General features: G+C 42.6%; 19 protein-coding genes, 1 pseudogene and 1 other annotated feature. All 20 genes and pseudogenes read right to left on the bottom strand.

The features are described from left to right. Positions 1-30 precede the first annotated feature (30 nt). The 20 genes and pseudogenes from obgE to FQ087_RS03300 all read right to left on the bottom strand — a co-directional run bounded on the left by obgE (position 31) and on the right by FQ087_RS03300 (position 14,408). A complete protein-coding gene (gene obgE, locus FQ087_RS03395) occupies positions 31-1,323 on the bottom strand; it encodes a GTPase ObgE (protein WP_149579140.1) in 1,293 nt (430 codons plus the stop codon). 11 nt (positions 1,324-1,334) lie between these two features. Continuing rightward, positions 1,335-1,853 carry a Spo0B domain-containing protein gene (locus FQ087_RS03390; RefSeq protein WP_188006624.1) on the bottom strand — a complete coding sequence of 173 codons (519 nt, stop codon included), beginning with the start codon at positions 1,851-1,853 and terminating at the stop codon, positions 1,335-1,337. A gap of 260 nt (positions 1,854-2,113) precedes the next feature. Next, entirely contained in the window at positions 2,114-2,404 is a 291-nt protein-coding gene (gene rpmA / locus FQ087_RS03385) for a 50S ribosomal protein L27 (RefSeq protein ID WP_149579138.1), read from the bottom strand. Between the two features lie 15 nt (positions 2,405-2,419). Beyond that, positions 2,420-2,746, bottom strand: a complete 327-nt coding sequence (locus FQ087_RS03380) for a ribosomal-processing cysteine protease Prp (RefSeq protein WP_149579137.1) — start codon at positions 2,744-2,746, stop codon at positions 2,420-2,422. A gap of 6 nt (positions 2,747-2,752) precedes the next feature. After that, a complete protein-coding gene (rplU, locus tag FQ087_RS03375; RefSeq protein WP_149579136.1) occupies positions 2,753-3,061 on the bottom strand; it encodes a 50S ribosomal protein L21 in 309 nt (102 codons plus the stop codon). Between the two features lie 13 nt (positions 3,062-3,074). Next, positions 3,075-3,148 (bottom strand) — a sequence feature (ribosomal protein L21 leader region). 42 nt (positions 3,149-3,190) lie between these two features. Continuing rightward, positions 3,191-3,802, bottom strand: a complete 612-nt coding sequence (locus FQ087_RS03370; RefSeq protein ID WP_149579135.1) for a M50 family metallopeptidase — start codon at positions 3,800-3,802, stop codon at positions 3,191-3,193. Beyond that, entirely contained in the window at positions 3,799-4,350 is a 552-nt protein-coding gene (locus FQ087_RS03365; protein WP_149579134.1) for a M23 family metallopeptidase, read from the bottom strand. The genes FQ087_RS03370 and FQ087_RS03365 overlap by 4 nt, the downstream gene beginning before the upstream one ends. A 261-nt stretch (positions 4,351-4,611) precedes the next feature. Further along, entirely contained in the window at positions 4,612-5,409 is a 798-nt protein-coding gene (gene minD / locus FQ087_RS03360; protein ID WP_149579133.1) for a septum site-determining protein MinD, read from the bottom strand. Position 5,410: 1 nt separating this feature from the next. Further along, positions 5,411-6,082, bottom strand: coding sequence for a septum site-determining protein MinC (gene minC, locus FQ087_RS03355; protein WP_149579132.1), 672 nt, complete (start codon positions 6,080-6,082; stop codon positions 5,411-5,413). A 22-nt stretch (positions 6,083-6,104) separates the two neighbouring features. Then, positions 6,105-6,629 carry a rod shape-determining protein MreD gene (gene mreD / locus FQ087_RS03350; protein WP_149579131.1) on the bottom strand — a complete coding sequence of 175 codons (525 nt, stop codon included), beginning with the start codon at positions 6,627-6,629 and terminating at the stop codon, positions 6,105-6,107. Then, positions 6,626-7,516, bottom strand: a complete 891-nt coding sequence (mreC, locus tag FQ087_RS03345; RefSeq protein WP_149579130.1) for a rod shape-determining protein MreC — start codon at positions 7,514-7,516, stop codon at positions 6,626-6,628. The genes mreD and mreC overlap by 4 nt, the downstream gene beginning before the upstream one ends. Before the next feature lie 19 nt (positions 7,517-7,535). After that, positions 7,536-8,552 carry a rod shape-determining protein gene (locus FQ087_RS03340; RefSeq protein ID WP_149579129.1) on the bottom strand — a complete coding sequence of 339 codons (1,017 nt, stop codon included), beginning with the start codon at positions 8,550-8,552 and terminating at the stop codon, positions 7,536-7,538. Between the two features lie 145 nt (positions 8,553-8,697). Beyond that, a pseudogene (gene radC, locus FQ087_RS03335) lies at positions 8,698-9,370 on the bottom strand (RadC family protein). 16 nt (positions 9,371-9,386) lie between these two features. Continuing rightward, positions 9,387-10,001 carry a Maf family protein gene (locus FQ087_RS03330; RefSeq protein WP_149579128.1) on the bottom strand — a complete coding sequence of 205 codons (615 nt, stop codon included), beginning with the start codon at positions 9,999-10,001 and terminating at the stop codon, positions 9,387-9,389. 94 nt (positions 10,002-10,095) lie between these two features. Continuing rightward, positions 10,096-10,743: a hypothetical protein gene (locus FQ087_RS03325; RefSeq protein ID WP_149579127.1), complete on the bottom strand. Its 648-nt coding sequence runs from the start codon at positions 10,741-10,743 to the stop codon at positions 10,096-10,098. A 150-nt stretch (positions 10,744-10,893) separates the two neighbouring features. Continuing rightward, a complete protein-coding gene (locus FQ087_RS03320) occupies positions 10,894-11,649 on the bottom strand; it encodes a prepilin peptidase (RefSeq protein ID WP_149579126.1) in 756 nt (251 codons plus the stop codon). Then, on the bottom strand, positions 11,646-12,329 hold the full coding sequence (locus FQ087_RS03315; protein ID WP_149579125.1) for a pilus assembly protein PilO: 684 nt from the start codon (positions 12,327-12,329) through the stop codon (positions 11,646-11,648). The genes FQ087_RS03320 and FQ087_RS03315 overlap by 4 nt, the downstream gene beginning before the upstream one ends. Next, positions 12,322-12,954: a fimbrial assembly protein gene (locus FQ087_RS03310; RefSeq protein ID WP_149579124.1), complete on the bottom strand. Its 633-nt coding sequence runs from the start codon at positions 12,952-12,954 to the stop codon at positions 12,322-12,324. Before FQ087_RS03310 ends, FQ087_RS03315 begins: the two co-directional genes overlap by 8 nt. Before the next feature lie 2 nt (positions 12,955-12,956). Beyond that, on the bottom strand, positions 12,957-13,910 hold the full coding sequence (gene pilM / locus FQ087_RS03305) for a type IV pilus biogenesis protein PilM (protein ID WP_149579123.1): 954 nt from the start codon (positions 13,908-13,910) through the stop codon (positions 12,957-12,959). 63 nt (positions 13,911-13,973) lie between these two features. Next, positions 13,974-14,408: a prepilin-type N-terminal cleavage/methylation domain-containing protein gene (locus FQ087_RS03300; protein ID WP_149579122.1), complete on the bottom strand. Its 435-nt coding sequence runs from the start codon at positions 14,406-14,408 to the stop codon at positions 13,974-13,976. Positions 14,409-14,532: the final 124 nt, after the last annotated feature.

The raw sequence follows: 14,532 nt of genomic DNA, 5'->3' as shown, positions 1-14,532 counted from the left end.
GTAATTTCCCCAGTATTGAATCCCTACTGATTAATCTATAAAGTCAAATTCGAAGTCAAGAAGTCGCACTGTATCTCCGTTTTTCGCGCCACGTTTACGGAGTTCATCATCTACGCCCATAGCACGCAATTGTCTAGCGAACTTACGAACAGATTGGTCAAAGTTGAAGTCCGTCATTTTGAAGAGACGCTCAATTGTATAGCCCGACAATATGAATGCTCCGTCATCATCACGCGCAACTTTAAACAACTCTGCTTCTCCATCATATTTGTACAGAACTGAGTTCTCTTTGTCTTCGTCCTCAATCTCATGCATCGGGAATTCAGGTGTCGTTTCAAGTAAATCCGCAACCGCATGTAGAAGTCCGTCAAGTCCAGTTCTTGTGAGTGCTGAAGTTGGGAAGATGAATGCATTACTGTCATTCAGTTTTTCCTTGAAGATTTTGAGATTCTCTTCAGCTTCAGGCATGTCCATTTTATTTGCAACAATGATTTGCGGACGTTCTGTCAAACGCATATTGTATTGTTCTAATTCCTCATTGATTGTCAGGAAATCCTCGAATGGCTCACGTCCTTCAAGGCCGGACATATCCACTACATGGATGATTACGCGTGTCCGTTCGATGTGACGCAAGAACTGATGACCTAGACCGATACCTTGGTGCGCTCCTTCAATCAATCCCGGAAGGTCAGCTAGCACAAAACCGCGGTGATCATCCGTTTCAACCATGCCCAAATTTGGAACAAGTGTTGTAAAATGATAATCTGCAATTTTCGGTTTTGCAGCCGATACAACAGATAATAGCGTTGATTTACCAACACTTGGGAAGCCAACAAGGCCTGCATCCGCTAAAACTTTCAATTCCAGGTTAATTTCTTTATCAGCTCCCGGCTCACCTTTTTCAGATAACTCAGGTGCAGGGTTTGACGGTGTCGCAAATCGGCTATTTCCGCGTCCTCCGCGACCGCCTTTAGCAATGATAGCTGTTTGACCGTGCTCAACAAGATCGGCGATGATTGAACCGTCTTCAGCATCCGTTACAATCGTACCAGGTGGAACTTTTACGACTACATCTGTCGCGTTTTTCCCGTGCATATTTTTACTTCCACCGTGCTCGCCGCGCGGTGCTTTGAAATGACGCTGGTAACGGAAATCCATCAGTGTCCGCAATCCTTCATCCACGATGAAAACTACGTTAGCACCTTGGCCTCCATCACCACCGGCTGGGCCACCATATGCGATATACTTTTCCCGACGAAAAGCAACCATTCCATCACCACCGGCGCCGCCTTTTACATAAATCTTTACGTGATCGACAAACATTTATTTTCCTCCTATTGCCCACTGATCGTGAACGTCCATTGATTTTGTGAAATTGTTTCTTTAACAGTAAAGTTTTCGAATTCTATCGGTTCTGGAAAAACTTTTTTAAGCGGAGCAAGAACAACAATTGTAATTGACCAGCCCGCGACTGATGCCTGAACATCGATTTGTGTTTCATATTCGGAAGTCGGATCCAGTGTTTTTTCCATTTCACTGAACAATCGTTCTAAATACTTTGCAACTTCCGTATCATCAGCTTCCCGGATTCCAGATGCTATTGTACACGTCATTGTTTTAGAAAACGCGCCATATAGCCAGTCGAACGTAGTAAGCCATATCTCAACGGCCGGAAGTCCAAGCCTTTCTAATAGTGCTACTTCACGCATACGATCGGTTGTTTCCAAAATCTTTTGTTTTGCCTCCGGTAGCTTATCAAGATCGATATAGAGCAAGACTAATTGAAGTTCGTTTAAAAAATCATGTCTTGCAAATTTCAGCGCTTGCGCCGTGGTAATTTTATTGTTCCCCATTCCCATTCACCGCCAACAATTTTCATGTATATAGTATAACATCTGTTGCCTAAAAATGCGCAAGGTGTCGTTTTGACGCGAAAAGCGCTGGAAGGCTGGAAGATAAAGGCTACTTTGCCTTTTCATCAATTAAGGGGGATGCAGTTCAAACGCTCTCCGCTAAAGCGACTCGAGCGACTGGCGCCTAGACAATTTTCTTCTCTCTAAAAAAAAGAAAAAGGACTGCATATTCGTATGCAGTCCTTTCTGTCGTACGTATATTAAGCTTCCTGAACTTCAGGGTATACGCTAACTTTCTTTTTGTCACGACCAAAACGTTCGAAACGAACGACGCCGTCAACTTTTGCGAAAAGAGTATCGTCACCACCGCGACCGACGTTTTCACCTGGATGAATTTTCGTTCCGCGCTGACGATAAAGGATTGAGCCGCCAGTAACAAACTGTCCGTCCGCGCGTTTTGCGCCAAGACGTTTCGAGTGAGAGTCACGACCGTTCCGAGTAGAACCTACCCCTTTTTTCGATGCGAAAAACTGGAGATCTAAACGTAGCATGTATGCCACCTCCTACTATTTAAGGATAATTTTTATATGTTGCCCATAGTCATTTTCAATCGTCTGCAATGAAACAATCATCGATTTAACAATCAACTGTGTATCGTGATCGTTTTCTTTAGTTTCCGGAAAAATGACTTTCAAATAACCACCGTCTGATCCTTGTTGAATCTCAGGGGTTTTGCCTGTTAGTGCAATGATAGCATTGACAGCACCAAATGATACTGCAGATGCAGCTGCACAGACAAGGTCTTTTCCGTATTCCGCAAAATTAGCGTGGCCCGTCATCTCAAAAGAGTTGATGCGACCCGTAGATTGTTTCTTGATGATGATTTTGATCATGCCGGCTTACAGGTTGATACCGTCAATGACGATTTTCGTGTATGGCTGACGATGACCTTGTTTTCTGTGGTAGTTCTTTTTCGGCTTGTATTTGAAAACTGTGATTTTTTTAGCACGGCCCTGTTTAACAACAGTTCCTGTTACTGTAGCACCTTCCACGAAAGGAACGCCTACTTTCACGTCTTCTCCACCTACGAATAGAACTCTGTTAAAAGTGACGATTTCGTCAGCTTCACCAGCTACTTTTTCAATGTAGATTTCCTGGCCTTTTTCAACTTTGATCTGTTTTCCACCAGTTTCAATAATTGCGTACATACTTGCACCTCCTCTATAATTACAGACTCGCCTTCCTAGGTGATCCTTTCGGATACTTGTACCTTTTCAGCGCGGTTGCAGCACGGGTGCTACAAACATTAACTTTTAAATATTACCACGGATATTTAATTACGTCAATCTATTTAATTTTATTTCTGCAAACGCTTTTTCATATTTTCGGAATCGAAAAGCGGAGATGTTTTGAAACAGTAGGAACGTGGCGAGAAGTAAATAAGGCAATGTCTTAGGTAAATCAATTAATAGCAGGATAATACCAGCGCAAAGAAAAAAAATGGAATGCAGTAAAACGAGCGATCGTGTTCGATAAAGGGAATCGCTTGTCTCTAAAAGTGCACAAATTACTTGTCCACCATCTAGCGGGAGAATGGGTAGTAAGTTAAGTACTAACAATGCGACTTGGATCCGGATAACTTGATCGTCACCCGGAAACGGAATCCACATTGCGATTAAAAGTAGTAGTAGTGTCGCCAGAGGACCGCTGAGCGCGACGATTAAACGATCTCTTCTAGGTGCTATGTGCTTGTTCCGAATAACGATTTCGCCGCCGTATGGCATGATTGTACACGATCGTATGCGCATTCCAGTAAGATAGGCAGCAAGAAGATGACCGGCTTCATGGATCAGAAGCGAAATAAATATAATGGCATAGATCGAAATGCTGCCGGTCATGATTAAAAATATAAAAAATGGCAGGAGAACAGGATGGAGCCTAAATTTCATTGTTCTCCTCCCGAGAGATATGTCGGCAATAGCGATGCATCCATTTTCACCCCATCACGCTTCACCTTCAGATAAATTGCTCCTTCATCCATTAGCGCCAGCGTGTCCCCTTTTTTCACAACTGTATACGGCAGTTTGGTAAATGTGCCGACGTAACCATACGTCACTTCATCTCCACTATCATATAGTACCGTGATGGTCTTCCCCGATTCTCGGGTGAAACCTGTAAAAATGACGAGTCCATTCTCTTGCGCATCAATCGGCAATGATTGCGTATAGGATACGATCACACCATCTTTATATGGCTGCATTGATTCGTACGCGGAAAATGGGTCTTCCTGTTGTGGATCTGCCATGACCGCAATTTTTTCGTCTTCAGGATCTTTAATCATCGTTGCAACCCACTTCTTCATAGCCAAAAAATCCTTACCAGAAGTAACATACTGCGTAACAGGCTCCCGAATTACACCCGCATCCTCTAACTTCGCCACACCAATCACCCCGAGCGTTAACACAATTGCTACCATCCACTTTGTTCTCCATTTCAACCGGTCACACCACCCGTTTTTTTTAGTATATGACGGAGGTGACAGGAATAGTATGGGCGAAGGAATAGATTAATATTTATTGCAAGATGATTGTGAAAGTTTCAGTTTCTGTAGAAGTTTAGTGAATTTCTCGAAAATCTAAGCAACTTGATTGTCCGTATTATAACTCGGGTATTGTAATTTTAATTCTACACTTTTAATAGAAACCCCTAAATTCATCCTCAAAAAACCCCATCACAAAATATGTGATGGGGTTTTTTACTATTTCGAAAACAGGTTTTTAAGTTTGCCGAAGAATCCAGATTTACCGGTGTCGAGAGACATGAGCGGAACGGATTCGCCAAGGATACGACGCGCGATGTTACGATAACCGATTGCGGCGGGGTTCGATGGGTCCATAACGACAGGCTCTCCCTTGTTCGAGGAAGTGATAACACTTTCGTCATCCAAAATGATGCCAAGCAAATCAATCGACAAATGTGTCGTAATGTCATTGACGTCAAGCGAATCGCCCTTATTCATGAGATGCCGCCTAATGCGGTTAATGATGAGTTTCGGCGGTTCAATGTCTTCCTGCTCGAGCAGGCCAATGATCCTGTCAGCATCACGGACAGCTGAAATTTCAGGTGTCGTGACGACAATAGCGCGATCTGCACCGGCAATTGCATTTTTAAATCCTTGTTCAATTCCAGCTGGACAGTCGATCAATATATAGTCATAATCCCTTTTCAGTTCAGTGACCAATGTTTTCATCTGTTCAGGGTTGATTGAGTTTTTATCAGTAGTCTGGGCAGCCGGCAATAAAAAAAGTCCGTCCTCAAAGCGTTTATCCTTAACGAGTGCTTGCTGGACTTTGCAGCGCCCTTCTATGACATCCACGAGATCGTAAATAATTCGATTTTCAAGACCAAGGATGACGTCAAGATTACGGAGGCCGATATCAGTGTCAATTAGACACACTTTTTTACCTTGGAGAGCCAATGCGGTTCCAAGATTTGCGGATGTCGTCGTCTTGCCGACACCACCTTTACCAGATGTTATTACGATTGCTTCTCCCACACTAGCTTCCTCCTTTGAATGATGACAGACCAGGTCGAAGAATCCGGAGTTCTTGCAGGCGATCAATGGCGATGAAGCCGTTCGGATGCAAATAAGCACATTCCATTTCCGGTTGTTCCGACAAAATCGTTAACTCATCCGTCATCGTTTCCATCTTGTCCGCGATTATAAGATGTGTTGCTTCAAGCCAAGAAGCCGCAATAACAGCCTTTGTATTACCACTTGAGCCTGCATGAGCGATCCCTTTCAGTCTTCCAAGAACATAGATGCTGCCTGCAGCGACGACGCGACCGTTGGGATTCACGTCACCAACGACAACAAGGTCCCCTTCTGCCTGTACAACCTGACCCGATCGCACGATGCCTATATAGGTTTCGGATTGGTTTTCGAGCACTTTTCTGTTGCATTCTTCCATCGTGATAACATCACTTTGGATTTTCGATACGCGTAAATTCGGGGAACTATGAATCGTGTTCATAATTTCCCGCAATTCTTCTTCATTGCAGTAGCGGCTTCCAGTATGAACCCGCACTTCCGCAAGTCCTTCTAAGCCATCTTCCTCAACTTTTCTACGGAGTTCGGCAATCATGTCCGAATAAGCGCATTTGTCGTCAAGCCGAAGAACAAGTCCATCCTTTGTCCCTTTTATTGTTACATATTGCTGTTTCGTCATTTGCGTCACCCCGCATTTTCTTTTACAAAGTTTCGCCTTGTCGTTCTATTACTCTCTTATAAATAAGAGTCTGGAAAAACCAACCGAACATACCAACGAAAATTGAATTGGCAATTATCGTTGGTATAAGCCTACCTGTAATGAATTCATCCAGTCCAATAGATGTCAATGAAACGAGACTAACGAAAAAATATGATAGTACTTCAAGCACAATAATCAGAAATAACGCTAGGAACATCACCGTAACAATATGGCGATGGATTTGGCGAATAATCAGTGTAGTAATAAAGCAGATCAAAGGATAGAGAAATGCATATAATCCAATAATATCAATATGATACATATCATACAAGAGTCCAAGTACGATTCCGTAAACGATTGCATGTCGTTTGCTGTAATAGACTGCTATAAAGATAAGGTACACGATAACAAATCGTGGAACAAGTGTATAACTATCGCTACCAACGTTTACTGGTGAAAACAGACTGAAAACAGGCTCTAGGAAAAATAACAAGACGGCAATAAGAGGGATGATGAACCGGATCATGATCCCTCCTCCCCCTCAGTATCTCCAGTACCGTCTCCATCTGTCCCCTGAACTACTATTGATGAGCGCTTAGCAACGATGACGTGGTCCAACAACGAAAAATCTGCAGCAGGACGGATATACGCCAACTTCGTGAGGCCATAATCATCTGTCGACACTTCTGTTACCTCTCCAATCAAAAGCCCTTTCGGAAAAATACCACCGAGACCGGACGTTATGACTTTCTGACCGATTTTGACTTCGAAACTAGAGTCAATCCGTTTCATAATGAGTTCACTTCGTTTACGGTCGTATCCCTCGATAAGCCCATAGGTTTTATCACCTGCAACGACCGAGGCAACACGAAAATTCCGGTTTTCTGTTGACAATAGTTCCACCGTTGAAGTAAACGGTGTAACAAGTACAATTTTCCCAATCAGACCATTTGCTGTTATAACCGCCATATTCTTTTCAATGCCATTTACTGCACCCTTATCAATTATAATTTTCTCTTCCCATTGATCGGGGTTCCGTGAAATGACCGTTGCTTGAACCGGTTCATACACACGCAAATCATCCTCCTTGCCGACGATTTCAAGCAGGCGTTCATTTTCTGCTTTTATATCCATCAGCTCTGCTTGTCCAGAGGCGTATTCACTTAATCTAACTTTTAAATGTTTGTTTTCTTCATATGTATTCAAAATCCCATCAATATTCCCAATGACGTCTGTTATGTAAAGCGCCGGCTTCGAGAATAGTGATTGCCCGAAACCGACGACATCTTTCACAACTTGTTCTGGAAGGGAGGCATTCTGCCGGTCTTTGAGGGAGAATGAAATTAGTGCCACAAGGATAATGACTCCCACGAGCAGTAATATCAAACGTTTATTTGAAAAAAATCGCGGCATTACCTATGTCCTCCCCTACTTATCTACCTTGCATTTTTTTAATCAATTCAAAATTATCAAGCGCTTTACCTGTACCGATAGCTACACAATCGAGTGGATCTTCAGCTATGAAAACAGGCATATTCGTTTCATCAGAAATAACTTTATCAAGATTTTGAAGCAACGCACCACCACCTGTTAGGACAATTCCACGTTCCATAACATCAGAAGATAATTCTGGAGGTGTCGTTTCAAGTGTCTTTTTCACACCTTCAATAATTTGTGCAATTGATTCACGTAGTGCTTCTGCGATTTCATCAGAAGAGATTTCGATTGTTTTCGGTAGGCCAGTCAAAAGATCGCGCCCACGGATTTCCATCGACTCCGTTTCGCCAATAACTCTTGCAGAACCGATTTCAATTTTTATAGCTTCTGCAGTCCGTTCTCCAATAGTTAAATTATATGTTTTACGGATATAACTTATAATCGCGCCATCCATTGTGTCGCCGCCGACACGGATTGACTCACTCGTTACGATTCCACCAAGTGAGATAACAGCGACTTCCGTCGTTCCGCCACCTATATCGACGACCATGCTGCCAGTAGGTTCCCAAACTGGTAAATTTGCTCCGATTGCAGCTGCAAACGGTTCTTCGATCGTAAATGCTTCTTTTGCACCAGCTTGACGTGAAGCATCGATAACTGCACGTTGTTCAACGGAAGTGATTCCGTAAGGCACACAAATTAGGACGTTCGGTTTTTTCCATGCTACGCCCGAAGATTTCGTTGCTTCCTTCATGTAATGTTCAATCATTGCTGTCGTAATTTCAAAATCAGCAATGACACCGTCTTTCATCGGGCGTGTTGCCACGATAGATCCTGGTGTACGGCCAATCATATTTCTCGCAGCGCTACCGACTGCTACAATTTCACCGGTATGCGTATTTTTCGCTACTACTGAAGGCTCTCTAAGTACAATACCTTTTCCTTTAATAAAAACTAATGTATTAGCTGTGCCGAGGTCAATCCCGACATCTCTAGATCCAAATCCAAACAAATTTATTCTTCCTTTCTCCTTAACCGTTAATTACGGCATTCATGAAATCATACACCATAGTATAACGGATAGAAGAACAAATTCACAGCCTCACATGTACCTTGATTCATTTTAGTGCCATTTGAAGCATTATTTCAGAATAAAATCACATATATCCCTTTTCTTTTAAGCTTAAAAACTGGTGATCTCCTATAAATAACGTGATCAAGTAATTCGATACCCATAATTGAACCCGCTTCAATTAGTCTCTTTGTCACCTCTATATCTTCCGGTGACGGTGACGGATTGCCACTCGGATGATTATGAGCCACAATAATTGAAGCTGCGGACCGTTTTACTGCTTCACGAAAAATTTCGCGTGGATGAACTATAGAAGAATTGAGGCTGCCGATAAAAATAGTATGCTTATGGAGGACTTCATTTTTTACGTTTAAAAAAAGCACTACGAAATGCTCTTGATTGAGGGAAGCCATATCCGTCATTAAATAGGCAGCTGCATCTTCCGGCGATCTTATTGTGTAACGTCCCTCTGAATGCTTCCGATACATTCGCTTACCAATCTCTGCGGCAGCCAAAAGTTGGACAGCCTTCGCTTTCCCCACACCTTTCACCAACATCATTTCTTCAACTGTAGCGTCTTTCAAGTCTTGGATTTTATCGAACGAGGATAAGATTCGGTTGGCAAGGACAAGAACAGATTCCTGTTTTGTACCCGTACGCAACAAAATTGCAATCAGCTCTTGATTGGATAAACTTTCCGCACCTTGCCTGATGAGTCGCTCGCGTGGCCTGTCCGCTATATGTACATCTCGAATCATCATTTTGGGCTGAAGATCAATAGTCAATGAATGATGCACCGTCCTTCAATACCATAAAGGTAAGCCCGCGCATATGCTCCATCAACTTGGAAATTGGCAAGCCCATGACATTGTAGTAATCACCATCAATTTTTTCAACTAATAGAGCACCAGTTGTCTGAATACCGTATCCGCCAGCCTTGTCCATCGGATCCCCGGATTCTACATATGCATTTATCAACATATCGTCAAGTTCTCGGAAAGTGACTTTCGTTTCAACAGAAAATGTGCGTAATTTATTGTCCATATATAACCCGACACCCGTTATGACTGTGTGCGTTTTACCAGAAAGCTCTTTTAAAAATACTCTCGCCTGTTCCTTATCTTCAGGTTTTGAATATAGTCTTCCTTCATGCACAACGATTGTATCTGCTCCGATTACGATAGAATCGGGCTCTTCATTCGCTACTGCCTGCGTTTTTAGAGCAGCCAGTTTCCGTGCAAATCCTTCAAAATCACCATTTTCTACATCTAAATCTTCAGACACATTGCTTGGTAGAACCTTGAACGGGAAGCCAAGCAAACTTAGAATTTCTTCCCTGCGTGGTGATGCTGAAGCTAAAATAACCGGTCTAACAACTTTAAATTCCATTGTAAATTCCCCCTTTATCCAATCATACTGGATAAAAGGATTTGAGGAAATTGCATTGAAATCTTCAAAACTCAAATTCGTCCCCTTTTCCCCCTCAAAAAGCGACTTTTACGCAGCTTTCTGTATGGGAATAATGGGAAAGAAGAAGTAGTCTGACGATACGTATGTCCTTCGTAAACGTTGTAATAGCGGCTACATTTTTATAAAATGCCTTGGACTTTTCGTCAACTTTCGCTTCTTTCTGATTTTCCTCCAAATAATTAATTTTGGACATTTCTGTTTGAGAAAGGACTTCGCGTAATTTCCCAGCTCCAATAGCCCCGCAGGATAAAGTGTCTGCCATAAACGCTTTCCGATATGTACCTTCAGTTGAACTGGCATCAATCTCACTTTCCAGCAATCCAACGGCTGTCCAGACTAAAAATTTATCATCCACCTTAATGACTGCCGCTTTCGAAAGAGTTGGATCTTCTGCGATAAATAGAGTTGCAGATTCCGAGGAAGAGAATGCGCCATGTTGCTTTGCAAATAATGCTAACGGCTCCTCGTCAGGCTTTGCTGAATTTTCAACAGGTGCTGGACCGGATGCAGGTAACTCTTTACCGCTTATGTTGCCCTCGTCTTTTCCAGTTGTCCCACCAAGAATTAGACCAATCACTGCAACGGCTGCAACACCAATGAGGACACCGTGTAGCATCGCCATGAAAACCGTAATTTTCGAATAGCGTTTCCCAAATTTCATTACTAACCACCCCGTTTTAAGTTTATCCAGCGCCTTGGTGCTTAAGGGCATAAATCAACCCTCACTAAGGTACTTTTATGTTTAACCGTATCAGAGTGGACATGAAAAAGAACAAGACGTGTGTCGCCTTGTTCCAATAAATTTATCGACTTAAAAGAATAGATTGCCATACCAACCGACAAAATCAGCTCCCCAAAAGTAAGCTATAATAGCGGCCAACGCGATTGAAGGGCCAAAGGGGATAGGCGTTTTCCGTCCTTGCCCAGTCCGTTTTAACAATATAAGCCCAGCAATAGAACCGATGAGCGCCGCTAGAAACAGCGTTAATAACGTATTTACCGCACCTAGCACAAGACCGATAACGAAAAATAACTTGATATCCCCACCACCCATGCCCCCTTTCGACACAACCGCAATGAGATATAGCACAGCAAACCCTACAACAGCCCCCAGGAAGCTATCCCACCTTGGCTCTAAGGGGATAAACAATCGAACCCCAAACAACACGACAGCGAACGGCAACAGCACTTTATTAGGGATTAGCATATACGCGATATCTGACACCGTTATGATGACAAGAAGCGACATAAATAAAATTGCGACGATAAGTTCCGCACTGAAACCTAGCATATAAAATGACAGCGCAAACAGAATACCTGTCATACATTCCATGAATGGATAAATGGGACTGATTTTAGAGCCACATTTCCTGCATTTCCCTCTTAGGAATAGATAAGAAAAGACCGGTACCAGGTCCAGAGGCCCCAGTTTCCGGTCACAAGTTGTGCAATGGGAAGGTGGTGATACAATTGATTCTTTTTTCGGAACGCGTAAGCCAACGACGTTGAAGAAAGAACCGAAGACGATTCCGTAGATGAAGAACAGGCTTGTAATTACAATCGTCATTTGGTATCCCCTTCTTCCACGCCATCATTGAAAGGCGTCGGATCAATTTTTTCACTAGCCTGTGGTGCATCAATTTTCGGTACCTCGTGCTGTAATCCTACTAAATCAGGACGATAAAAAGCGGAAAATGCCACCGTCATCTCTATCACTCCTTCTTCCAATTGCTGGTCGCGAATTTCACCAGGCACATTAATATTGATTGAATCAATGATAAAAATACGTTCCATTTTCTCAATTTCGTCGACGAATTTTTCGATCCCCGTGTACGAGTCGGATTGAAGAACTACTTCAGTCAACAGTTGGTTAACATTTTCAACATTTTCAAGAGGACTTTCCATGATAAATCCCCCTTGCGCAAATGTTATGTCTTGTACTTCGCTGCCAGATTTGATTTCCGCTTTACCAATTTGGAGAAGAACGGCATCTTCTAACGGCATTGACGGAACCTTACGCTGTAATGGCTGTGAACTGGTCGTATCAGTCTGCCCTTTAGCCGCGGACTGTTTGCGGAGGGCAAACAACACGTCCCGTTCATTGGAAGTCGTGAGTTTCATCTGCTCATTCGTTTCTTTAACAGGTACATACAATATGAAATAAGAATAGGCCGCAAGCGAAATGAATAACAAGACGGAAAGGACGACTAGGGCAGTTTCTTTTTGGCGTTTCGTCAAATTAGTCACCCGTATCATCCCCCTCATCCGAACTTTCTGCCTCGTCAACTCCAGCTGTCCCTTCTACCGCAATCCGTTGATCGGTAAATAAGATCGAATAAGTAGCCAGATATCGCGGCAGAACATCTGTTGACGGATTAGTTTCTTCAGTCGTTTCATTATTAACTTTCACAGAATCAAGATGAATCTCTGATATAGACTGCGATGATTTCAATCGTGTGTAATAATACGCGCTGTCTGTTTTTGTATCAAATTGGACAACCACCGTTGCCAAATTGGGGCCTGTAAAATCAAACGTCTGGAAAAATCCACGTTCTGGCAATACATTTATAAGTTCATGTAAAAGGGGAACGGTATCAAACTGATAGTCCTCCGCCCAATCTACAGTCGATGCGAGCATTTTTTTCTCGTCACCCGATTCGGTTTGTTGGAGCTCAGAACGGATTTCTTCCTGGCTTTGTTGTAGCACTATTAGCTGTTGTTCAAGCGTTGCTGTCTCTTTTGCCAGAATAGTAGAAAGCATGAATAAAACCACCCATACAAGAACAGCTGCACCGAGAATAGCCAGTGCAGCGATGAGAAGCGTCGAGCGCTCCTTCTCTTTTTCAGGTAATAGATTAATATCGACTAACATGACTACACCTCTTTCAATGCCAACCCAATTGTACGGTTAAAGCGAGCTGGCAGCTCTTCCCCTGTCGCAAGTTGTAAAGGTTCCTTAACCAATACATCCGCTTGGACGGTCAGCCGTTCTCTGATTCCAGAGAGTAATTCACCCATTTGGGAGTACTCCCCATTCACGAGAAGATGGGTAATGGAAGCGGCTCCGTTCCACATATTATAGCGGTAAAAATTAATGAGTTTTTCTAACTCCATTACAATGGTCGAAGGCGTGACATTGCCCACTTTTATATTCATATCTGTCACAACGGATAAATCCGTCGAATTTTCCAGATCAACTGGTCGCATAAAGAGTGGAAAATGCTCATGAAAAATAGATACCGTCAGTTTACCGTCTTTCAAGTCTGCTAGAAGAACGTGTTCTTTACCTGTAAATGAGTGCTGTCTAAACGCAAGACGATACAAAGCAAGTGGCGTAATGTCAGCTTTTACAGGGTCCAGTTTCACTTCTTTCAGAACCTCTTCGTACCGGTTTAACACACTTTCTTTTGACGCAATGATAATCGCTTCATTCATTTCGGTGTTTGGTAGGTATGGAACGACATCGAAGACAGGATCATCGAACGGAAGATAAAGCGTTGAGCCAATTTCAATGAAGAAATGACCCTTCAATTCATCCTTCATGACATCATCGGGGTATGGGACTTTGCGGATAATAACATATTGATCCGGGGCGAGGAATTGGACGGATCGTTTGGAGATTCCCCACTGTTCAATAGCCCCGTCCAATATCGTCGCAAGCGTTTCAGAATCGACAATCTTCCCTTCGACAACGACGTTCGGTGGAAGCGAAACTTCCTCCGCAACGTCGATAACGAGCGGATCAATAGATTTCAGCCTGACAAACCTGACTGCATCTTCTTCAATTGTCATGGATTCGGTGCGCTTGCGGCGGGTGAATATGGACATGGGAACAGCTCCTATATTTATCTTTTTAAAGTCAAATTGCTGTATTTTTATCTATTAACTTTATTACGGAGTTGCTGGAGCAGGCACAGTTAAGGAATTCTTGCTGTCAGTAATTTGCTTATTTGTGGCATTAGTGAATACCACAGTTTTATTCCCAGCCTTCCCATTCCCACTAATAGTATTTGATTCACCTTGATTGTTAGTCACTGTTACGCCGGATTCTAATTTACCTTCATCCTCTAAAAACTTTTCTGTTTTTAATGTTGCAATGGTTACTGGTGAAGTCCCTTCTGGATTTTCAGTGAAATACATGTTAGCAGCCGATAATACGTTTTGCGCATCAGCTTTAACTGCTTTTATTCGTGAGTTTTCAATTATTCCACCAATCGATGGAATCGCAATCGCTGCAATAATCCCCAAAATAACAATAACAGCCAATAATTCGACTAGCGTTAACCCTTTTTCATTGTTTAACCGTTTCTGTAAAAATTTCTTCATGTGTAATTCCTCCCTTTTTCGCTCTTTTTATTCTGCTTACATCTTAATTATACCTAATTCGATAAAATATGAAACTACTAAATCAAAATTAATACGTCTTTTTTACTAATTATTGAAATTAACT

This window comes from Sporosarcina sp. ANT_H38 (assembly GCF_008369195.1).
GTDB lineage: Bacteria > Bacillota > Bacilli > Bacillales_A > Planococcaceae > Sporosarcina.
This window is presented reverse-complemented; position numbering and strand designations above follow the sequence as displayed.

Coding starts and splice junctions, on each gene's coding strand:
- obgE (WP_149579140.1), bottom strand. CDS start 1,323: ATGTTTGTCGATCACGTAAAGATTTATGTAAAAGGCGGCGCCGGTGGT.
- FQ087_RS03390 (WP_188006624.1), bottom strand. CDS start 1,853: ATGGGGAACAATAAAATTACCACGGCGCAAGCGCTGAAATTTGCAAGA.
- rpmA (WP_149579138.1), bottom strand. CDS start 2,404: ATGCTACGTTTAGATCTCCAGTTTTTCGCATCGAAAAAAGGGGTAGGT.
- FQ087_RS03380 (WP_149579137.1), bottom strand. CDS start 2,746: ATGATCAAAATCATCATCAAGAAACAATCTACGGGTCGCATCAACTCT.
- rplU (WP_149579136.1), bottom strand. CDS start 3,061: ATGTACGCAATTATTGAAACTGGTGGAAAACAGATCAAAGTTGAAAAA.
- FQ087_RS03370 (WP_149579135.1), bottom strand. CDS start 3,802: ATGAAATTTAGGCTCCATCCTGTTCTCCTGCCATTTTTTATATTTTTA.
- minC (WP_149579132.1), bottom strand. CDS start 6,082: ATGACGAAACAGCAATATGTAACAATAAAAGGGACAAAGGATGGACTT.
- mreD (WP_149579131.1), bottom strand. CDS start 6,629: ATGATCCGGTTCATCATCCCTCTTATTGCCGTCTTGTTATTTTTCCTA.
- mreC (WP_149579130.1), bottom strand. CDS start 7,516: ATGCCGCGATTTTTTTCAAATAAACGTTTGATATTACTGCTCGTGGGA.
- FQ087_RS03330 (WP_149579128.1), bottom strand. CDS start 10,001: ATGGAATTTAAAGTTGTTAGACCGGTTATTTTAGCTTCAGCATCACCA.
- FQ087_RS03325 (WP_149579127.1), bottom strand. CDS start 10,743: ATGAAATTTGGGAAACGCTATTCGAAAATTACGGTTTTCATGGCGATG.
- FQ087_RS03320 (WP_149579126.1), bottom strand. CDS start 11,649: ATGACGATTGTAATTACAAGCCTGTTCTTCATCTACGGAATCGTCTTC.
- FQ087_RS03310 (WP_149579124.1), bottom strand. CDS start 12,954: ATGTTAGTCGATATTAATCTATTACCTGAAAAAGAGAAGGAGCGCTCG.
- pilM (WP_149579123.1), bottom strand. CDS start 13,910: ATGTCCATATTCACCCGCCGCAAGCGCACCGAATCCATGACAATTGAA.
- FQ087_RS03300 (WP_149579122.1), bottom strand. CDS start 14,408: ATGAAGAAATTTTTACAGAAACGGTTAAACAATGAAAAAGGGTTAACG.